This is a genomic window from Streptomyces sp. NRRL S-1022, from assembly GCF_000720135.1.
Classification (GTDB): domain Bacteria; phylum Actinomycetota; class Actinomycetes; order Streptomycetales; family Streptomycetaceae; genus Streptomyces.
This window is the reverse complement of the sequence record NZ_JOIU01000039.1, coordinates 1-19,214: the sequence shown is the minus strand read 5'-3', so window position 1 is coordinate 19,214 and position 19,214 is coordinate 1. Positions and strand designations below refer to the sequence as shown.

The following is a 19,214-nucleotide window of genomic DNA, read 5'->3' as shown; positions in this document are numbered from 1 at the left end:
TCGAAGAGCGTCTCTAGCGGACCAGGGTCAGCTCCGGGTCCTCGCGCAGTTTGCCCAGCGCGCGGGAGACCGCCGACTTCACCGTGCCCACCGACACCCCGAGCACCTCGGCGGTCTGGGCCTCGCTCAGGTCCTCGTAGTACCGCAGGACGACCATCGCCCGCTGGCGGGCCGGCAGCCGAAGCACCGCCCGCCACATGGCGTCGTGCAGCGCCTGCCGCTCGGCCGGGTCGTCGCCGCCGGGCACGGTCTCCGGCTCGGGCAGTTCGTCGCAGGCGAACTCGTCCACCCTGCGCTTGCGCCACTGCGAGGTCCGGGTGTTCACCAGGGCCCGGCGCACGTAGCCGTCGAGCGCCCGCTGGTCCTCGATCCGCTCCCAGGCCACGTAGGTCTTGGCGAGCGCGGTCTGCAGCAGGTCCTCGGCGTCGTTCGGGTTCGCGGTCAGCGAGCGGGCGGTGCGCAGCAGCACCGGCTGGCGGGCGCGCACGTAGGACGCGAACGACGGGTAGGTCTGCCGCGCGGGAGCGGCGGCGGCCGAGGCGCTGGTGCAGACGGGTGTGGTCATGGCTCCACGCTAGGAGCGACGCCCACCGCGGCGGATCGCCCGCAGGTCCCGAAGGCGAGTCCCCCTCAGGTTGTAGGGGTGGGGCTGTCTCCACCTCCTGAAGGTGGAGTACGGGACCGTACCGTCTGCGGGTACGACCCCGAGGAGGTCAGCCGTCCGCCGTCAGGACCAGGCCCGATGTCGGCACTCCGGTGCCGGCCGTCACCAGGGTGCGGGCCGCCCCCGGGACCTGGTTCACGGCCGTGCCCCGCAGCTGCCGCACCGCCTCCGCGATGCCGTTCATACCGTGCAGGTACGCCTCCCCGAGCTGGCCCCCGTGGGTGTTCAGCGGCAGCAGCCGCTCGGCTACGAACTCCGCCGCCTCGCCCCGGCCGCAGAAGCCGAACTCCTCCAGCTGCATCAGCACGAACGGGGTGAAGTGGTCGTACAGGATCCCCACGTCGACGGCGTCCGGGCCGAGTCCGCTGGTGCGCCACAGCTGCCGGGCCACCGCGCCCGCCTCCGGCAGGCCGGTCAGGCCGTCCCGGTAGAAGCCGGTCATCTGCTCCTGCGCCCGGCCCGCGCCCTGGGCCGCCGCCGCGATCACGGCGGGGGGCCGCGGCAGGTCCCGGGCCCGCTCCAGGGAGGTGACGACGACCGCCTGCCCGCCGTCGGTCTCCTGGCAGCAGTCCAGCAGCCGCAGCGGCTCGGCGATCCAGCGGGAGGCGGCGTGGTCGGCGAGGGTGATCGGGCGGCCGTGGAACCAGGCGGCGGGGTTGGTCGCCGCGTACTCCCGGCCCATGACGGCCACGTGCCCGAACGCCTCCGGTGTCAGGCCGTACGCGTGCAGGTACCGCCGGGCGGCCATCGCCACCCAGGAGGCCGGGGTGAGCAGCCCGAACGGCAGCACCCAGCCGAGGGCCGCCCCTTCCGCCGACGGCTCCCGGTGCTGCACGCCCGCGCCGAACCGGCGGCCCGAGCGCTCGTTGAACGCGCGGTAGCAGACCACGACCTCCGCCACGCCCGTCGCCACCGCGAGCGCCGCCTGCTGGACGGTGGCGCAGGCCGCCCCGCCGCCGTAGTGCACCCGGGAGAAGAAGGACAGCTCGCCCATCCCGCAGGCCTGGGCCACGGTGATCTCCGGGCTGGTGTCCATGCTGAAGGTCACCAGTCCGTCCACGTCCGCCGGGGTGAGCCCGGCGTCGTCGAGGGCGGCCCGCACCGCCTCCACCGCCAGGCGCAGCTCGCTGCGGCCGGAGTCCTTGGAGAACCCGGTGGCCCCGATGCCGGCGATCGCCGCGCGTCCGCCGAGGGTGTCGCGCTCGCGCAGGCTCATGATCCGGCCCCCGGGAGGGTGACGGTGACCGTGGCCGTCACATGGGTGCCGAGGCCGTTGGCACCGACGACCCGGACGACGGCCGTGTCCCCGTCGACCTCCTCGACGCTGCCGGTCAGCACCATCGTGTCCCCGGGGTGGTTGGGCGCGCCCAGCCGGACGGCGACCTTGCGGAGCACCGCGGCGGGGCCGAAGTGGTCGGTGACGTACCGGCCGACCAGGCCGTTCGTGGTCAGGATGTTCATGAAGATGTCCGGTGCGCCCTTCCGCCGGGCCAGTTCCGGGTCGTGGTGCACGTCCTGGTAGTCCCGGGAGGCGATGGCGCCGGCCACGATCAGGGTGCGGGTCACCGGGATCTCCAGCGGCGGCAGCCGGTCCCCGGCCCTCACCGCTCCACCACCCGGAACACCGGCACCGTCAGCTCCTCGTCGCACCGCTGGAACTCCAGCCGTACCGGCAGCCCGATGCGCACCTCGTCGTACGGCACCCCGACCACGTTGCTCACCATCCGCACGCCCTCGGCGAGTTCGATCAGGCCGACCGCGTACGGGGGGTCGAAGGCCGGGAACGGCGGGTGGTGCAGCACCACGTACGAGTAGACCGTGCCCTCGCCGCTCGCCTCCACCGTGTCCCAGTCCGGGCTGCCGCAGGTGTTGCAGCCCGGCAGCCACGGGTGGCGCGGGGTGCCGCAGGCCGTGCAGCGCTGGACGAGGAGCCGGTGCTCGGCCACGCCCTGCCAGAAGCCGGCGTTGTCCCGGTTGACCACAGGGCGGGGGCGGCGCGCCCGGGGGGCGCGGGGTACGGGGGCGTACTTCAGGATGCGGAAGCGGTGGGTGGCGACCGGCTCGCCGCCGGCCCGGACGTCGGTCCGGGTGGTGACGAAGTAGCCCGTGCCGAGCCGGGTCGTCTTGCGGCCGGAGACCTCCTCGATCACCGTGTCGAACGCGACCTCGTCGCCCGGCCGCAGGGGCCGCAGGTACTCCTGCTCGCAGTCGGTGGCCACCACGGCGGTGCAGCCCGCCGCGTCCAGCAGGCCGAGGAGTGCGTCGTACGCCCCGGTGCGGGCCCGGGGTCCGGCCAGACCGGCCATCGTCCAGGCCTGGAGCATGGTGGGCGGGGCGATGGCGTCCGGGCCGGTGTAGGCGGGGTTGGTGTCGCCGAGCGCCTCGCACCAGTGCCGGATCATCGGCGCGTTCACCGGGTCCCTGCCGACGCCGGTGACGGCGGCCGGGCGTCCCTCGAACTCCTTGAGCCGCACGGCCAGTTCGTCGTCTTCCTGCTCCTCGCGCACCGCCACCCCCAGATTCCGGGAACGGTTTCTGACTGTCCGTCAGATCGGGTGGGGTGTCAAGGGGAGGGCTGTCGAGGCGGGACCCCGCCGGAGGCGCCCGCGCACGCGACTGCGCGGCGGCGCCGAGGCGCCGCCGCGCGGACGTGATGCGACCCTTGAAGCACATCCCGCGAGGACCCTCCCCACGAGGGGCCTCGCCCGAGGCTCACCGGATGTTCGCCATGTGTTCCTCCAGAACCGGGTGTTCAGCGGCCTCGCGGCCGGGGGCGGACGAACCGCGGTGCGCGTCAGGGCGGTTGGCCGGCCGCCTTGACCTGTGATGGACGACGTCGCGCCTCCAGAGTTGCCCACCACAACCCCGGCGAACCCCCACGGAAGCCGTGATTCGCACGGACGCGTGACGACGAGTCGATAAACCCGGATGAACCCCTTTCACCCGTTCTGCCACGGAGACGAACCAGCCCGAATCCCCCTGTACAGGCTCCACCAGGGATGAATCGGTGCTGCACGGTTCCGGCCATTCGCCCCGCACCGGCGCACGCCGTCCGGTCCACCCTTCCCTTTTTCGAACGTGCGTACGAACATGGAGCCATGGCCACCACCGACCGGCAGGCCACCACGCTGGCCCTCGCGCACGCCCTGTCAGCCGCCGAACGCGGTCTGGCCGTGATCCCCCTGTCCCGGACCAAGCTCCCGGCCCTGCGCTCCCCGCACCGCGACGACCCCGCCCCGGGGCACCCCTGCCACGGCGCCTGCGGACGCTTCGGCCACGGCGTGTACGACGCCTCCAGCGACCCCGTCCGCATCCGCGAGCTCTTCGCCGCCGCGCCCTGGGCCACCGGCTACGGCATCGCCTGCGGGCTGCCCCCGTACCACCTGATCGGCGTCGACCTGGACACCAAGTCCGGCACGGACTCCTCGGCCGCACTGCGGGAACTGGCCCTGCGCCACCTGTTCACGATCCCGGAGACGGTCGTCGTCCTCACCCCGAGCGGCGGCCGCCACCTGTGGCTGACCGGCCCGCCGGACACCGTCGTACCGAACTCGGCCGGCCGGCTCGCCCCCGGCATCGACATCCGGGGCGCCGGCGGTTACCTCGTCGGCCCCGGTTCCCGTACCGGCCACGGCGTCTACACCGCCGCGCCCGGCACCGCCCACCTGCCCCCGGCCGCCTGTCCGCCGTCCCTGCTCCGCCTGCTGCTGCCCCCGCCGCGCCCCCACCGGCCGGCTCCGCCCGCGCCCGGCGACCACGGCCGCGGCCTGGTCCACTTCGTCCTGACCGCCCACGAGGGCCAGCGCAACACGCGCCTGTTCTGGGCGGCCTGCCGCGCCTACGAGAACGGCATCGGCCCCGCCCTGGCGGACCCCCTCGCCGAGGCGGCCCTGCACACCGGCCTGACCGAACAGGAGGCCCGCGCGACGATCGCCTCGGCGGCCCGGATGACGGGCCACCAGCCGTGACGCCCGGGCCGGGACCTACTGGGCGACCGGGTTCCCGGCGCGCTCGGTCTCGTCCCGCACCAGCAGGGACAGCAGGGAGGCCACGGAGAGGCCGGCCTCCGCGGGATGGCGCAGCACCTTGTCCGGCTCGATGCGGTAGGTGTTCGTGCGCCCGTCACGGGTGTGGGAGAGGTAACCGTCCTGCTCCAGATCGGAGATGATCCGCTGGACGGCGCGCTCCGTGAGCCGGCAGCGGGCGGCGATGTCACGGATCCGGACGTTCGGGTTGTCGGCGATGGCCGCCAGTACGCGCGCGTGGTTGGTGATGAACGTCCATCCGGTGTGAGGTTCGGGCACTCCAACCATGCCCAGCATTTTAAGGTACCCCGTTGCCGGAACCCAGATACGTGACATACTTTTCCGGTATTCGCTGACCTGGTCCCGCGATGAAGCGCCACGGAAGGAGCCTCAAGGTGTCCTGGGATGAAGCCGTCATGCCAAGACTCACCAGCAGCGCCGCCGGGGAGCGGCGGTCGGACCAGGCCGGCGGGCACACCGCGCAGACGGCTACCACGCAGACGGCTGTCGTCCAGTACGAACGGCACGGCGCCTGGGTCGTCGCCCCGCACGGCGCCTACGACCTGCACTCGATCACGCCCCTGGCGGACGCGCTGGACGCCGCCGCGAAGCGGCACCCGACGGTGGTCCTGGACGCCTCCGGTGTCGTCTTCGCGGACTCGACGTTCCTCAACCTGCTGATCCTCACCCACCACACGGGCACCCTGCGCGTGGCAGCGCCGCCCCGGCAGCTCCGGCGGCTGTTCGAGATCACCGGCGCCGACGGCGTCCTGGAGATCCGCGAGACGGTGGACGCCGCCGTCTCCTGAGCCCCGCACCGGAGGCGCGGCCGGCCCGGGACGGCGCCGTGCGGGCCCGCGGCCGGGGTGCCGTACGATGCCGCGAGACCGGATGCCCGGCCCGTCGGGCCCCGGGTAGCCGGAGGGTGCGCACAGCACCAGCAAGGATCCTCGCCACTGGTAAGGCAACAGCAATGGCCATCCCGCTTGGGCAGAAGGCGGCAGATGACCAGGCCGGGAAGCGGCATGAGCCCGTGCGGTTCAGCGCGGCTTTCGCCGGGGGTGCCGCACGCGCGGCCGACGGGCGGAAGGCGCTCCGGGCCGTCCTGGCACGCGCCGCGGACGTCGGGCACCCGCCCCTCTCCCCGACCGCGGTCATGGACGCCGAACTCGTGATCAGCGAGCTGCTGACCAATGCCATACGGCACGCCCCCGGCCCCTGCGGGGTGGTCCTGGAGCTGTCCGGCACCGAAGTGTCGATCACCGTGTGGGACACCTCACCCAGGGAACCCGTACCCAGGCCGCCGGACGAGGGGCGTATCGGCGGGCACGGCCTGCGTCTCGTGAACGTCCTCAGCCACCGCTTCGTGACCGTGTCGCACGCTCTCGGCAAGCAGGTCGTCGCCCACGTGCGCCTGCTCCCCGACCGGACGCAGGGTGCCCTGTCCGGTCCGTGACCCGCCCGGCGGTGTCCCCCCGCCGGGCGGGAGACCGGATCCCCGCCGCGGGGCATACGGGAAGGGACACCTGAAGACGTCACGCGGCGCGCCCCCTGCGGCACCGCGGACGGGGACCGACCTTCCGGAGGCGAGGACATGACGGAGCCGAAGACCGCCGGGACCGGCCCTGACCGGTCACGGGGAGTGTCCGACGCCCGGCTCACCGACGCACTGAACGCCATCGGCACGGGCGCCTACGTCGCCGACGAGCAGGGCCTCATCGTCGCCGTCAACTCCCTCACCGAGCGGCTGCTGGACCGGCCCGCCGAGGACCTGATCGGCCAGGACGCCCACGAGCTGCTGCACCGCGGGCCCCAGGGCCAGCCGCTGCCCACCTCCCGGTGCACCATGCGCCAGGCGTTCCACGCCGGGCAGCCGGCCCAGGGCGAGGAGGAATACTTCGCCCGTGGCGACGGCTCCCTGCTGCGCATCTCGTGGCTGATCACCCCCTACACCATCGCCGGCCCCGGAGCCGGCACCCTCGTGGTCTTCCACACTCCCGAGGCGGGACCGCCCACCGAGCCGGGCCCGGAGCGGGCCGAGCGGATGAGCGATCTGGAGCGGCTGGCCCTGCTGGCCGAGACCACCACACAGCTGACCTCCACCTTCGACGTCGAGGAGGCACAGCGCCGGCTGGTGCGGCTGGTCGTGCCCCGGCTGGCGGACTGGGTCGTCATCGACCTGATCACCGAGCGCGACGAGGTGTGGCGCACCGCCGTGGTCCAGGCGGACGGCGACACGCTCGTGCGGCACGAGGACCTCCAGGGGCCCATGCCGCCGATCCCCACGGAATCCCCGATGCCCCTGTCCCGGGCCCTGCGCGGCGTCGCCTCCACCCTGGCGGGGCCCGAGACCTACCAGGGCGCCCCGGACTCCGGGATCGCGGTGGAGCAGCGCCGCCTGTTCGACGCCACCGGCATCCACTCCGCGGCGATCGCCCCGCTGCGCAGCACCCGTGAAGTCCTGGGCGCCCTCACCCTCGGCCGCGCCGAGAAGCCGGGCAACTACACCATCGCCGACCTGCCGCTGATCGAGGACATCGCGCGCCGCGCCGGGGTCGCCCTGGACAACGCCCGCCTCTACCAGCGCCAGCGCGCGGTCGCCGAGACCATGCAGAACCACCTGCTGCCGCAGATGCCGAGCGTGCCCGGCCTGCAGATGACCGTCCGCTACCTGCCCGCCCCCGACGCCTCCCAGGTCGGCGGCGACTGGTACGACGCCTTCACCCTCTCCGACGGCGCCACCGCGCTGGCCATCGGGGACGTCGTCGGCCACGACCTGGAGGCGGCGGCCGGCATGGCCCAGCTGCGCAACATGCTCCGCGCCTACGCCTGGTCCCAGCGGGAACCCCCCAGCCGGATCGTCGAACGCCTGGACGAGGCGGTCATGCCGATCACCGACGTCAGCATGGCCACGCTCATCTTCGCCCGGGTGGCCGAGACGGACGACGGACACTGGAAGCTGTCCTGGACCAACGCCGGCCACCCCCCGCCCCTGCTCATCGACCACAACGGCCTGGCCCGCTACCTCACCGAAGGCCACGGTCTCCTGCTCGGCACCGGGGTCCTGGGGCCCCGCCCCGACGCCAGCACACCGCTGCCGCCCGGGTCCACGCTGCTGCTCTACACCGACGGCCTCATCGAGGCGCCCGGCCAGACCCTGGACGAGGGCCTCCACCGGCTCCGGCAGCACGCCGCCGCCCTCGCCCACCGGCCCCTGCCGTCCTTCACCGACCAGCTCCTGCGCCGCGTCCAGCCCCCCGGCATCGACGACGTCGCCCTCCTCACCCTGCGCACACCGCCGAGAGAGGACGCCGGCTGAGGACGTGTCAGGAGGCGAGGACGGAGATGCCGTCCCCCAGCAGTTTCAGCCCGAGGACGAAGAACAGGACGGCCATCACGGCGACGTTGTGCCGAGCCGCCCAGTCCTTCCAGTTGCCGAGCGTGGTCCTGGCCCCTTCCCCGCCGAGGAGGAAGACACCGAGCGGGACCAGCAGTCCCAGCGTGGCGATCACGACGAAGACCGCCAGTGACCCGATCTGCTGGCCGACCGGAAGACCGGCGGAGCCGATGGCGGCGCCCGCGGCGATGGTCAGCGGGGCGTTCTTGGCGTTGAGCGCGGCCAGGGCCGTACCGAGCCCGAAGACCTTGACCGGCGTGAGGCGGTCGATCGCGCCCATCCACTTCGGCAGCTTCGCCTGCGAGGGATCCTTCGGGCGCCGCCGCCACTGCCGGGCACCGAAGAAGAGGAGGAGCAGGCCGAGAGCGGTCTTGAGGGCCCCGACCCAGGTGGCCGGGTGCTTGTGCGCCGAGGCGTGCGCCGGGGAGGCGATCGCCAGCATCACGGCACCCAGGACCGAAAGCCCGATGATCCAGCCGACGGTGAAGAGGATCCCGTTGAGACGCCCCCGGGGCGTGGCGAGGATGAGGATGACGGCGATGACCGGGAGGGGGCTGACCGCGACGCCGGCCGCGAGACCCAGCACGTCACCGAGAACTGCGCCCATGGTTGCCTCCCGTTGCGGTGGGGGTGACGGCCCGTCCGGCAGGAATCCGGCGGGGCGTGGATGCCCCGGCCGCCCGTACGGCGCGAGGGGCTCTCCCGCGCAAGCTCGCGCCGCGGCCGCACGGCCGCGTGGCACCGGCGGACCGGCGTGGTGACGACCCCGTTCCCGGCACACACGGCCCGGTCCCATCTTCCTGCGCCCGGCCCGGTCTGTCCTCGGCAGCACCGGCTCGTGCGCGTTCCCCGGTCGCCGGGATGCGAGACCGCGCGCCGGTGGTGAGCATGGACAGGTGAGGGCGATGGCGCCCTGTGGCCGGGTGCCGGGTGGACCTCACACCGATCCGTGGCAGGGGATTCCCACGATGACGTCAACAGCACGAACACCCCAGTCGGCTCACCCCGAGCGTCCGGGCAGGTCGGACGGGGTGAGCAGCGAATTCACCGTGTTCACCGAGATCAAGCCCGGCCATGCGGACGCGCTGCGGGAGGATCTCGACGTCATGGCCGACGCGGCGGAGAGCGAGAGGGTCCACGCGGCCGTGCGCCAGATCGGCACCCTGCACGACGCACGGCACGTGATCTTCGACAACGACACCCGGTTCATGTTCGCCAGCGTCTTCGACGGCTCGTGGGACGCCTACATCGACGACTTCGCCAAGACGGTGGTCGGGGAACGCTTCGACAAGGTCTTCTCGCACAGCGTGGGGTTCCCCGGCGTCAAGGATCCCGGGGTGAAGGACTGGTTCGTGGCCCGTCAGGCGCCCGCGAACGTGTTCCTCAGCGCCTACCCCGAGCTGACCGTCCAGCAGATCTACAAGGACCACCGCGTGGAGGAGGCGTTCGAAGAGGTGCTGGACACCCCCGAGTTCCACGCGGCGCTGGAGAACCCGGCCAACGCGGAGCTGGTGAACACCCCCGCTTTCCAGAAGCTGCTGGAAGAGGCCTCGGCCTAGGGCCTCTCGTTTGGATCATGCCGGGTCCCCTTCGGTGGAGCGCGCCGGCGGACGCGGACCAGCCGCTGCGGAGCTGCCCGGACCGGAACCGATGCGGAGGCCCACACGATCATGAGCACGGCAGACAGCGACAGCACGGCCGGCGTACGCGTCGAGATCGAGGATGTGCAGAGCGGGGCACTGCGCCCCCGACCCGTGCCCTACGAGGGGAAGTTCCTCTTCCTGCGCGTCGACGACCCCCGCGCCGGGCGCGCCCTGCTGCGGCGATTGCTGCCGCTGACCTCGGGCGGTCTGCCGAGCACCGACCGGCACCGTGACGCCTGGGTGTCCGTGGCGTTCACCTGGCAGGGGCTGCGGGCCCTCGGGGTGCCCCAGGAGTCGCTGGACAGCTTTCCGCAGGCGTTCCGCGAGGGCATGGCCGCCCGGGCGGCACTGATCGGCGATGTGGGCGACAACGCCCCGGACCACTGGGAGGAACCGTTCGGATCGGGCGACGTCCACGTCGCGCTGAGCGCCCTCGCCTCGGACGCGGCGCAACTGGACCGTGACCTGGAGCAGGTCCGGGTCGCCTACCAGGAGACCCCCGGTGTCCAGGTGATCTGGGCACAGGACGTCCACCAGCTGCCGACCGGACGCACCACCTTCGGCTTCCGGGACGGCATCAGCCATCCGAACATCGAAGGCGTCGGACTGCCCGGCTCCAATCCGCGGGAAACTCCCATCAAGGCCGGCGAGTTCATCCTCGGCTACCCCGACGAGACCGGCAATCTGCCGCCCATGCCCACCCCCGAGGTGCTGGGACGCAACGGAACCTACGTGGCCGTTCGCAAGCTCCGCACCGACGTGGCGGCCTGGCGCCGGTACCTGCGCGCCAACAGCTCCGACGCCGCGGAGGAAGCGCTCCTGGCGGCCAAGATGGTCGGACGCTGGCCGAGTGGCGCGCCGCTGGCGCTGGCGCCGGAGCACGACGACCCGGAGCTGGCGGCGGATCCGCAGCGCGTCAACAACTTCCTGTACCGGGAGGACGACGACCGCGGACTGCGGTGCCCCGCCGGCGCGCACATCCGCCGGAACAACCCCCGTGACGCCACCATCATCGGCGACGCACGGATGCACCGGCTCATCCGCCGCGGCACCACCTACGGCCCGCCGCTGCCCGAGGGCGTACTGGAGGACGACGGCGCCGACCGGGGGCTGGTCGGAGTCTTCATCGGGGCCCACCTTGAACGGCAGTTCGAGTTCATCAAGTCCGAGTGGGTCAACGACGGCAATTTCATCGGCTATCCCGGCGAGAAGGACCCGGTGGCCGGCCATCACGACGGAACCGGCAGCGTCACCATTCCCGCCAAGCCGGTCCGGCGCCGCCTGCGGAACCTGCCCAGCTTCGTGGCGACCCGCGGCGGCGAGTACTGCTTCGTGCCGGGTCTGCGTGCCCTGCGCTGGCTCGCCGAGCCGGAGGACTGAGAGTCATGGCAGCACAGTTCGTCCCCTACACGCCCGACGTCGAGGCACCGGACCCGGACTTCGACCGGCACGTGCGGACGGTGATCGAGAAGACCGAGCAGTACATCGCCGAATCCGTCCGGGCCGGTGGCACCGGGGAGGCCCTGCGCGACGCCCACGCCAAGGGATACGGACTGGTCCGCGGTGAAGTGGAGATCCTGGACGGGCTGCCGCCCGAGTACGCCCAGGGCATCTACGCGACACCGGGGACCCACGATGCGCTCATCCGCTTCTCCAACGGCTCGCCGCACGCCGGAGCCGACGCGCGGCTGGGCGCCGCCACCGGCCTGGCGCTGAAGATGTTCGGCATCCCCGGCCCGACCCTGCTGGAGGACGAACCGGACACGGGCACCTTCGACTACGCCAACATCAACGGACCGGTCTTCTTCTGCAACACGGTCGAGCACTACCTCTTCATCCAGGACCTGTTCCTGAACGCACCGGACTACTTCTCCCAGGGCCGCCCCGGCGCCCACCGCTTCTTCACCGAGTTCCTGACCGGCAAGGGAACCCTGGACCAGGACGACTGGGCATGGGACGAGTTCCTGGCCTTCCTCCGCCTGTCGAAGACCCCGCCGGCCAACCTGCTGCTGTCGAGCTACTGGACGATGGGCGCGGTCAGGCACGGCGACCACATCGCCAAGGTGCGCATCACTCCCGACCCGGAAAGTGCCGCCGCGGTGGTCCGGCGCACCATCGACCCCTCCTCCGCGCAGGAGGTGTTCCGGCCCGCCCTCCAGGCCGAGTTGCAGGAGCGGCCCTACGCCTTCGACATCCAGGTCCAGCTCTGCACCGACCTGGCACGCATGCCGGTGGAGGACACCACCGTGGAGTGGCCCGAGTCGCTGTCGCCGTCCGTCACCGTGGCCAGGCTGCGACTCCCGCGCCAGGACATCTCCGGCCCGGAGAACCTGGCGAAGATGGACTCGCTGTCCTTCACACCCTGGCGGGTCACCGCCGAGCACGCGCCCCTCGGCAACATCATGCGGGCCCGCAAGGAGGTCTACCGCCGCTCCTCCATCGCCCGCCACCGGCTCAACCACCAGACACGCACCGAACCGCGCAGCGCCGACCGGGTGCTCGGCCCGGCCCCGTGACACGTCCCACGCGGCGGCCGGGCCCGGCGGAGCCGGTCCGTCGCCCCACGCAGAAGGGGCGCCCCTCGGCGAGGGGCGCCCCTTCCGGCGTGCACATCCATGACCTGCGCGGAGGCGGTGGGATTTGAACCCACGGTGACATCGCTGCCACGACGGTTTTCAAGACCGTTCCCTTAGGCCGCTCGGGCACACCTCCCCGCGCCGCCCGAGATCGACGGCGCGGGTACAGATTACCGGCCCGCCGCCGGATCGCGGGGCGGTGGTAGCCGTACGGGGGTGGTCAGCTGTCGCCCTCGCGTGCGGCCAGCGTCAGTTGCGCCGTGTGCTCCTGGCCGCCCCGCTTGTAGGTGATCGTGACCTTGTCGCCCGGCTCGTGGGTCCAGATCTCGCCGATCAGGGTCGGGCCGCTGTCGATCACGTGGTCGTCGAGCTTGGTGATGACGTCACCGGGCTTGAGGCCGGCCTTGTCCGCCGGGCCGCCCGACTCGACCGCGGCGGAGCCGCCCGTGCCCTGGTCGGTGATCTGGGCGCCGTCGCCGGAGTCCTCCAGGGAGACGGAGGCGCCGATCTTGGCGTACACCGGCTTGCCGGTCTTGATCAGCTGCTGGGCGACGTACTTGGCCTGGTTGATCGGGATGGCGAAGCCCAGGCCGATCGAGCCGGACTGGCCGGAGCCGAAGCCGCCGCTGCCGGTGGACTGGATCGCGGAGTTGATGCCGATGACCGCGCCGGAGGCGTCCAGCAGCGGGCCACCGGAGTTGCCCGGGTTGATCGACGCGTCCGTCTGCAGCGCGCTCATGTACGACGCCTTGCTTGAGGAGCTGCCGTCGCTGGAGGCCACCGGGCGGTTCTTGGCGCTGATGATGCCGGTGGTCACCGTGTTGGACAGGCCGAAGGGGGCGCCGATGGCGATCGTCTCGTCACCGACGGCCACCTTGTCGGAGTCGCCGAGAGCGAGCGGCTTGAGGTCGGAGGGGGCGTTCTTGAGCTTGACGACCGCCACGTCGTAGCCCTGCGCGTGCCCGACGATCTCGGCGTCGTACTTCCTGCCGTTCGGGAAGGTGGCCGTCAGCTTGCCGCCGTCCACGGCCTCCGCCACCACGTGGTTGTTGGTGACGATGTGGCCCTGGGTGTCGAAGACGAAGCCGGTGCCCGTGCCGCCCTCGCCGTTGTTGCTCTCCGCCTCGATGGTGACCGTGCTGGGCAGCGCCCTGGCGGCCACGCCCGCGATCGTCCCCGGCGCGCGCTTGACCTGGGTGGCGCTGCTGTCGGAGGAGACGGTGGTGGAGCCGCGGTCGTCCCGGTCCTTGGCCAGGGTGTAGCCGAGGCCGCCGCCCAGGCCGCCCGCGACCAGCGCCGCCACCAGGACCGCCGCCACCAGGCCGCCGCGTCCGCTGCGCGGCTTGGGGGCGGGCTGCTGGTAGGAGGCGCCCCAGCCGGCGCCCGGGCCGCCCGCGCCGCCGTCGCCGTAGGCCGGGGTGGCCTGCGGCGGGGGCCAGGAGCCGCCGGGGGCCGCGGGGGTCTCCTGCGGTACGGGAGGCAGGGGGGCCGTCGGCGCGTTCCCCTCGGGGGCGTGCCCCTGCGGGGAAGCGGTGGGAGAGGCCATCGGCACGGGAGGTGCGGACGGCGCCGGGGGTACCGCGTTGCCCTCGTTCTCGGTGCTCACAGGTCTTCTCCTCGGTCCACGCCTGTTGTCTCGGTCACGCTGGTCGCGCTGCTCTGCAGTCAGCTTTTCCCACGGGCCGTCAGAGCACCATAAGCCGTGGCTGTGGGTCCGCCGGTCCTCTTTATATCGGTTTATCTGGGATCTTTCGCGCAAAGGTTTTATAAACGGGCGCCTTGCGCGGTGTGCCGTGAAGGAGCTGCCCGCGCGCGTTCCACGCGCTCCTGCGCCCACCCCGCCACGTCTACCCGCCGACGGTGGCACCATGACGCGGTGACCCACGCACGACAGCACACCATCCGGGTGGTCGCCCACCGCGGCGCCTCCGAGGACGCCCCCGAGCACACCCTCGCCGCCTACCGGAAGGCGATCGAGGACGGCGCGGACGCCCTGGAGTGCGATGTACGGCTGACCGCGGACGGACATCTGGTCTGTGTCCACGACCGGCGGGTGAACCGTACCTCCAACGGCCGCGGGGCGGTCTCCGCGCTGGAGCTGGCCGATCTGGCCGCCCTGGACTTCGGCTCCTGGAAGACGCGCGAGGCCTGGCGCGGGCGGGACGAGGAGCCCGACTGGGAACACCGGCCGGAGGACCGCGAGGAGACCTCCGTCCTCACCCTGGAGCGGCTGCTGGAGCTGGTCGCGGACGCCGGGCGGCGGGTGGAGCTGGCCATCGAGACCAAGCACCCCACGCGCTGGGCGGGCCAGGTCGAGGAGCGGCTGATCGCGCTGCTGGAGCGGTTCGGCCTGGACGCGCCGGACTCCGCCGCCGAGTCGCCGGTCCGGATCATGAGCTTCTCGGCGCGCTCGCTGCACCGCGTGCGGGCCGTGGCGCCGACGCTGCCGACGGTCTACCTGATGCAGTTCGTCTCGCCGCGGCTGCGCGACGGACGGCTGCCGGCGGGTGTGCAGGTGGCGGGCCCCTCGATCCGCATCGTGCGCAACCACCCCGCCTACATCGAGCGGCTGAAGCGGGCGGGGCACCAGGTCCACGTGTGGACCGTGAACGAGCCCGAGGACGTCGATCTGTGCGTCGGGCTGGGCGTCGACGCCATCATCACCAACCGCCCGCGCGCAGTGCTGCGGCAGCTGGGCCGCTGAGCCGTCCGGACGGCCGCCGGCGCCCCCGCGAACCGCACCGTACCGGCCGCTTCCGGACGGGTTCGTCACAGGGAGTGCACCGGCGCGTTCGCTGCGTTCACCTTCCTGTCGAATGCGTCAGCGGAAGGGGACTGGCCGGTTTCCGGTACAGGCCAAGAGGGCATCCACTCCGTGGCGTGGGGCGAAGGAGGTCTCGGGGGTGGCGTTGGTGGTGGCACAGGAGGTGCCCACGTCGTCGAGCATGGCCGTACCCCATGGCCCTGCGGGCGTGGGCGAGGCACGGCACCGGATGCGGGCGCAGCTGCGCAGCGGTGGCGTATCGGAATCGGTCATCGACGACGCCGTACTGATCCTTTCCGAACTTTTGAGCAACGCCTGCAAGCACGGGCGCCCCTTGGGGGACGCGCCGGCCGGGGACGGGGACGTCCTCGCCGCATGGCGCGTCGACCCGCGCGGGCGGCTCATCGTGGAGGTCACGGACGGCGGCGGCCCGACCCGCCCGGCGCCGGCCACTCCGTCGGTGACCGCGCACGGCGGCCGGGGACTGAACATCATCACGGCCCTCGCCGACGACTGGGGCGTCCGCGACGACGCCCAGGGCGAGGTGACGGTCTGGGTGGTGGTCCACGACGACGTCCATGATCCCGACGCCCGCTGCCACCGCGACGCTTTCGCTACGCGCGTCACGCACGCGCCGCTGCCGAGCCTCCCGGACCTGCCCGGCCTGGACTTCGCGGACGCGTTCGAGGACATGGACTGACGGCGACACGGACTGACGGCGACACGGGCAGAAGGCGGCACGAGCTGACGGCCCGCCACCGCCCGTAACACGCCCCCGGCTTCACACCACCGGCGTCGAGCGCGCGTGCGTTGTCCACAGGTTCCCGTCGGTCGTGGTCCGAACGGCTAGGCTCCCGACGTACGAGAAGAGCCGTAACCGGGAGACACCCACCATGGCCAAGAAGCGACCCCAGACGAAGGCCAAGCCGCAGCCGATCGACGGGGAGATCCCGGTTGTCGGCGCCCGCGAACCCTGTCCGTGCGGCAGCGGCCGGCGCTACAAGGCCTGCCACGGCCGAACCGCCGCGCACGCCGCGACCGAGCTGGTGCAACGCCCGTTCGAGGGGCTGCCCGGCGAGTGCGACTGGGTGGCACTGCGCGAGCTGGTCCCGGCGGCGACGGCCGGGCTGACCCTGCGGGAGGGCCTGCCCGAGGGCGTCCCGTCGGTCACCCTGGCCACGGTGCTGCCGATGGCCTGGCCCGCGCTGCGCCGCGACGACGGCTCGGTCCTGATCGGCCTGCAGAACGACACGGCGTCCGGCGACATCAGCCGCGACCTGGCCGACACCCTGCTGCGCGCCCTGGAGGCCGAGCCCGGCACCCCGGTGCAGGGCCGCCGCGCCCCCGCCGACGGTCCGCGGCTGCAGGACCTGCTCGACCCGGAGGGCGTCTTCGAGCCCGTCGTGCACAGCGGCTTCGAGTTCTGGGTGCCGGACGCGGAGAACGCCTCCCCGGAGGTGGCCGCCTCCCTGGAGCGGGCCAACGCCGCTGCCATCCCGACCGTGAAGCTGGCCGGCGTGGACGCGGCCTACTGGTGCGAGACCCCGGAGAAGAACCACCTGCGCTGGGTCATGCCGCACCCCGAGGAGCAGCTTCTGGACGCCCTCGCGCGCCTGCACGCGGCGGGCCGCTCCAGCCTCGGCGAGGGCACCCGGCTCGTCGGCTCCTTCCGTGCTCACGGCCTCACCGTGCCGGTCTGGGACCTGCCGAGCGGGGTCTTTGCCGAGGACGTGGAGAAGCCGGCCGCCGAGTTCGCCGAGCGCCTCGCCGCGGCCCTCGCCGTCCGCGAGCCGCTCACCCCGGACGAGCGCCGGGCGCGCGGCGGACTGACCAACCGGCAGGTCACGCTCAGCTGACGTCCCGCGCGCGCCCGTCACGGCTGACCGGCCGGTCAGCCGTGGCACCCGGCCGTGCGGCAGGTGACTCCTGTCACAACTCCCGGTTCGGTCAGGGAAATCGGTGTCCGAATAGCCAACCCGGAATTTGCGAACCGCCGATCTCTTGTTACCGTTCCAGTAGCCCGGTTGCTGGTGCATCCCCCGTCGCCAGCAACCGGGCCTTTCCATGTCCGCGTCCGGCACCGGTGCCGCCGTCGGCAACTCCCTCGACGGCCTCAGGAGTTGCTGCCCGAGCGGAGCAGCAGCGGCCCGTCCGCGCCGGGCTCGGCGAACTCGGCGAAGGCCGTGTAGCCGTCCGGTCCGCCCCGGCTGTGCTCGCGCGGTGTCTCGCAGGTGGCGGGCTCGTCGTCGGTCCCGGTGGCGCAGTGCATCTGCACGTTCCGGCCGCCCGGGCCCATCAGGCTCAGCACGGAGTCCAGCGACTCGCCGGTGGCGTTGCGGTAGTAGGTGCGCGCCCAGGTGTCCTCGCCCTGCGTCAGCACACAGGTCTGCGCCTCGATGCCGTCGGGCGAGGTCAGTTCGGGGCCGCAGCGGGCGGCGGTGGCGAGCCCCAGGCCGAGCGCGAAGGGGGAGCGGTGCGCGGTGCCCGGGCGGGGCCCGGCGTCACCGCGGGAGGCAGCCGGTGCGGAGGCCCGGCCGGCGTCGCCCGCCTGCCCGGCGGAGGCCATGGTCAGCGGCAGGGCGACCACGGCCGCCACGACGCCCACGAGGAGGAGCAGAGGCAGCCGTCGGGGATCCCGCTGGGGGGCACGGTGGCCGCCGGAATGTCGCAGCATGTGCGGAAGATAACGAGCGAGCGGGGCCCGGCAGCCCCGCCCGCGCCGACACCCCCTACAACTCGGGCGCGCTCACACCCGTACGAGTGAGGGCGTCGACCACGGCGTCCACCACGGCCTCCACATCGGGCACCCAGGGCGCGGCCGAGCCGGGCAGCGGTGCCCGCTCCCAGCGGACGGCGCCCTGGCCGGTCTCGGACGGGGGCAGCGCGACATAGCCGCCCTCGCCGTGGAAGCGCAGCGAGCCGGGGACGAAGTCCTTGGCGTACAGCAGTTCGCCGAGCTGCTCCATCGAGTAGGGCTTCACGAGCAGCGACCAGCGGGTCGGCGCGGCGATCACCGGGCCGAGTCGCATGCCGCGCCGGTCGAGCAGGGCGAGGGCGCGGGACGCGGCGAGCGCCGGCAGGCTGACCGCGCAGGGCGCGCTGCCGCCCGTGGCCAGGATGACGGGCGCGCTCGGCCGGTTGGTCCACCACCAGCGCACCATGCGCGCGTCGGTGGTGGCCGCGAGCAGGCCGGGGTCGAAGGGGTGCGCACCGGGCACCGTGCACTCGGGGTCGGGGCAGGCGCAGCGGGCCCGCCCTTGCGGGTCCGGCGCCACACCGGGGAGGACCGGCCACTGCCACTCCGTCGCGAAGGTCAGGGCCGCGCCGATCAGCTCGGGCTTCCCGCCGTTCCGCCTGGACAGAAGCCTGCGTCGCCTTCCGAGGATCTCGCGCATGAGCGCTCGTTCCTTTCCGTTGCACCGCTGGCAACACCGTGGGCAAATATCACACCATGTGTCGATCTCTTTACTGTGCGTACCTATGGGCGCATCACACCCCTGTGCACGGCATGGGGATCCCCGAGGGGTCGAGCGTGGGCCGTGTCCGCGTCCATAGTGCGTCTAATCAAAAGCACGGGCGCGGCGTGGGGGTGGCGAAGTCTGGCGTTTTGCCGCCGCGCGTATTTCTCTCCGCCTCCGCCACGGGAGGATGGGGCTCGGTCGTCGGTGGCTATGACGCCCGGGTCCGTCGCCAGGTTCCGGGTGGTCCCCAACCACCCCTGGCCTTCTCCGAGTACGTACCCATCACGACCGCTGTGACGCTCCGTCGAGCAAGGCCAGTCGACCGCAATGGACCGTTACCTGAGGCAGTTTTTAGCCAACTTGGCAGTAAGGCAAGGGGTTCGGGAAAAACCCTTCCACAACTCATGGACACCAGGAATCCCAGCAGGACAATGCTGGACATCCCCTCACGAGTGCGTGTACATGTGGAGACACTGCTAGCGGCGCAGAATGACATGGGGGTTTGCGATGCTTCTGAGCAATACGCACTGGTCTGAAGGCCGGACGCCATGAACGCCCCGCACCCTCCGAAAGTGGCTGGAATCGATCCTACGGTCCCCACGCCCGCACACACTGCGCCCTCCTCCCCCGCCGTCGGCGCCGCCTCCGTCCCCGCCCCCCACGCCCCCGCCCCCGGTGCCCTCC

19 protein-coding genes and 1 tRNA gene are annotated in these 19,214 nt (G+C 72.5%); 10 read left to right on the top strand and 10 right to left on the bottom strand.

Annotation, left to right across the window (positions count from 1 at the left end):
- Positions 1 to 13 precede the first annotated feature (13 nt).
- From IG05_RS0137605 to IG05_RS0137590, 4 genes are all read right to left on the bottom strand, one after another.
- A complete protein-coding gene (locus IG05_RS0137605) occupies positions 14 to 565 on the bottom strand; it encodes a SigE family RNA polymerase sigma factor (RefSeq protein WP_030348612.1) in 552 nt (183 codons plus the stop codon).
- A gap of 148 nt (positions 566 to 713) precedes the next feature.
- On the bottom strand, positions 714 to 1,880 hold the full coding sequence (locus IG05_RS0137600) for a lipid-transfer protein (protein WP_030348611.1): 1,167 nt from the start codon (positions 1,878 to 1,880) through the stop codon (positions 714 to 716).
- Positions 1,877 to 2,269, bottom strand: coding sequence for a MaoC/PaaZ C-terminal domain-containing protein (locus IG05_RS0137595; protein WP_030348610.1), 393 nt, complete (start codon positions 2,267 to 2,269; stop codon positions 1,877 to 1,879). The genes IG05_RS0137600 and IG05_RS0137595 overlap by 4 nt, the downstream gene beginning before the upstream one ends.
- On the bottom strand, positions 2,266 to 3,177 hold the full coding sequence (locus tag IG05_RS0137590; protein ID WP_030348609.1) for a bifunctional MaoC family dehydratase N-terminal/OB-fold nucleic acid binding domain-containing protein: 912 nt from the start codon (positions 3,175 to 3,177) through the stop codon (positions 2,266 to 2,268). The genes IG05_RS0137595 and IG05_RS0137590 overlap by 4 nt, the downstream gene beginning before the upstream one ends.
- Positions 3,178 to 3,762: 585 nt before the next feature.
- On the opposite strand from IG05_RS0137590, the gene IG05_RS0137585 reads away from it, so the two are divergent.
- Positions 3,763 to 4,632: a bifunctional DNA primase/polymerase gene (locus tag IG05_RS0137585; protein WP_030348608.1), complete on the top strand. Its 870-nt coding sequence runs from the start codon at positions 3,763 to 3,765 to the stop codon at positions 4,630 to 4,632.
- Between the two features lie 15 nt (positions 4,633 to 4,647).
- Here IG05_RS0137585 and IG05_RS0137580 read toward each other — a convergent pair whose 3' ends face one another.
- Positions 4,648 to 4,977, bottom strand: coding sequence for a helix-turn-helix transcriptional regulator (locus tag IG05_RS0137580; protein ID WP_030348607.1), 330 nt, complete (start codon positions 4,975 to 4,977; stop codon positions 4,648 to 4,650).
- Between the two features lie 128 nt (positions 4,978 to 5,105).
- Between IG05_RS0137580 and IG05_RS0137575 the strand changes: the two genes are divergently transcribed.
- From IG05_RS0137575 to IG05_RS0137565, 3 genes are all read left to right on the top strand, one after another.
- Positions 5,106 to 5,498, top strand: a complete 393-nt coding sequence (locus IG05_RS0137575) for an STAS domain-containing protein (protein WP_078894783.1) — start codon at positions 5,106 to 5,108, stop codon at positions 5,496 to 5,498.
- Between the two features lie 164 nt (positions 5,499 to 5,662).
- Positions 5,663 to 6,145 carry an ATP-binding protein gene (locus IG05_RS0137570; RefSeq protein ID WP_030348605.1) on the top strand — a complete coding sequence of 161 codons (483 nt, stop codon included), beginning with the start codon at positions 5,663 to 5,665 and terminating at the stop codon, positions 6,143 to 6,145.
- A 138-nt stretch (positions 6,146 to 6,283) separates the two neighbouring features.
- Positions 6,284 to 8,008 carry a SpoIIE family protein phosphatase gene (locus tag IG05_RS0137565; RefSeq protein ID WP_030348604.1) on the top strand — a complete coding sequence of 575 codons (1,725 nt, stop codon included), beginning with the start codon at positions 6,284 to 6,286 and terminating at the stop codon, positions 8,006 to 8,008.
- A gap of 7 nt (positions 8,009 to 8,015) precedes the next feature.
- On the opposite strand, the gene IG05_RS0137560 is transcribed toward IG05_RS0137565, so the two are convergent.
- A complete protein-coding gene (locus IG05_RS0137560; protein WP_030348603.1) occupies positions 8,016 to 8,693 on the bottom strand; it encodes a GAP family protein in 678 nt (225 codons plus the stop codon).
- A gap of 424 nt (positions 8,694 to 9,117) precedes the next feature.
- Between IG05_RS0137560 and IG05_RS42815 the strand changes: the two genes are divergently transcribed.
- From IG05_RS42815 to IG05_RS0137545, 3 genes are all read left to right on the top strand, one after another.
- Positions 9,118 to 9,645 (top strand): hypothetical protein, encoded by a 528-nt coding sequence (locus IG05_RS42815; RefSeq protein ID WP_234336188.1) that lies wholly within the window; start codon positions 9,118 to 9,120, stop codon positions 9,643 to 9,645.
- Positions 9,646 to 9,756: 111 nt separating this feature from the next.
- Positions 9,757 to 11,109 carry a Dyp-type peroxidase gene (locus IG05_RS0137550; protein WP_051790666.1) on the top strand — a complete coding sequence of 451 codons (1,353 nt, stop codon included), beginning with the start codon at positions 9,757 to 9,759 and terminating at the stop codon, positions 11,107 to 11,109.
- Positions 11,110 to 11,114: 5 nt separating this feature from the next.
- Entirely contained in the window at positions 11,115 to 12,245 is a 1,131-nt protein-coding gene (locus IG05_RS0137545; protein WP_030348600.1) for a catalase family protein, read from the top strand.
- Positions 12,246 to 12,354: 109 nt separating this feature from the next.
- Here the strand turns inward: IG05_RS0137545 and IG05_RS0137540 are convergent.
- Positions 12,355 to 12,441 (bottom strand) — tRNA-Ser (locus tag IG05_RS0137540).
- Between the two features lie 84 nt (positions 12,442 to 12,525).
- Complete coding sequence (locus IG05_RS0137535) at positions 12,526 to 13,911, bottom strand: S1C family serine protease (protein WP_030348599.1); 1,386 nt, start codon at positions 13,909 to 13,911, stop codon at positions 12,526 to 12,528.
- Positions 13,912 to 14,181: 270 nt separating this feature from the next.
- Here IG05_RS0137535 and IG05_RS0137530 point away from each other — a divergent pair, with 270 nt between their 5' ends.
- The 3 genes from IG05_RS0137530 (at position 14,182) to IG05_RS0137520 (ending at position 16,925) form a co-directional block, all read left to right on the top strand.
- On the top strand, positions 14,182 to 15,009 hold the full coding sequence (locus IG05_RS0137530) for a glycerophosphodiester phosphodiesterase (RefSeq protein ID WP_030348598.1): 828 nt from the start codon (positions 14,182 to 14,184) through the stop codon (positions 15,007 to 15,009).
- Between the two features lie 112 nt (positions 15,010 to 15,121).
- On the top strand, positions 15,122 to 15,769 hold the full coding sequence (locus IG05_RS0137525; RefSeq protein WP_030348597.1) for an ATP-binding protein: 648 nt from the start codon (positions 15,122 to 15,124) through the stop codon (positions 15,767 to 15,769).
- Between the two features lie 193 nt (positions 15,770 to 15,962).
- Entirely contained in the window at positions 15,963 to 16,925 is a 963-nt protein-coding gene (locus IG05_RS0137520) for a DUF5926 family protein (RefSeq protein ID WP_030348596.1), read from the top strand.
- 257 nt (positions 16,926 to 17,182) lie between these two features.
- Here the strand turns inward: IG05_RS0137520 and IG05_RS0137515 are convergent, their stop codons facing one another.
- Positions 17,183 to 17,743, bottom strand: coding sequence for a hypothetical protein (locus IG05_RS0137515; RefSeq protein ID WP_234336186.1), 561 nt, complete (start codon positions 17,741 to 17,743; stop codon positions 17,183 to 17,185).
- Between the two features lie 55 nt (positions 17,744 to 17,798).
- A complete protein-coding gene (locus tag IG05_RS0137510) occupies positions 17,799 to 18,464 on the bottom strand; it encodes a bifunctional DNA primase/polymerase (protein WP_030348594.1) in 666 nt (221 codons plus the stop codon).
- Positions 18,465 to 19,214 lie beyond the last annotated feature (750 nt).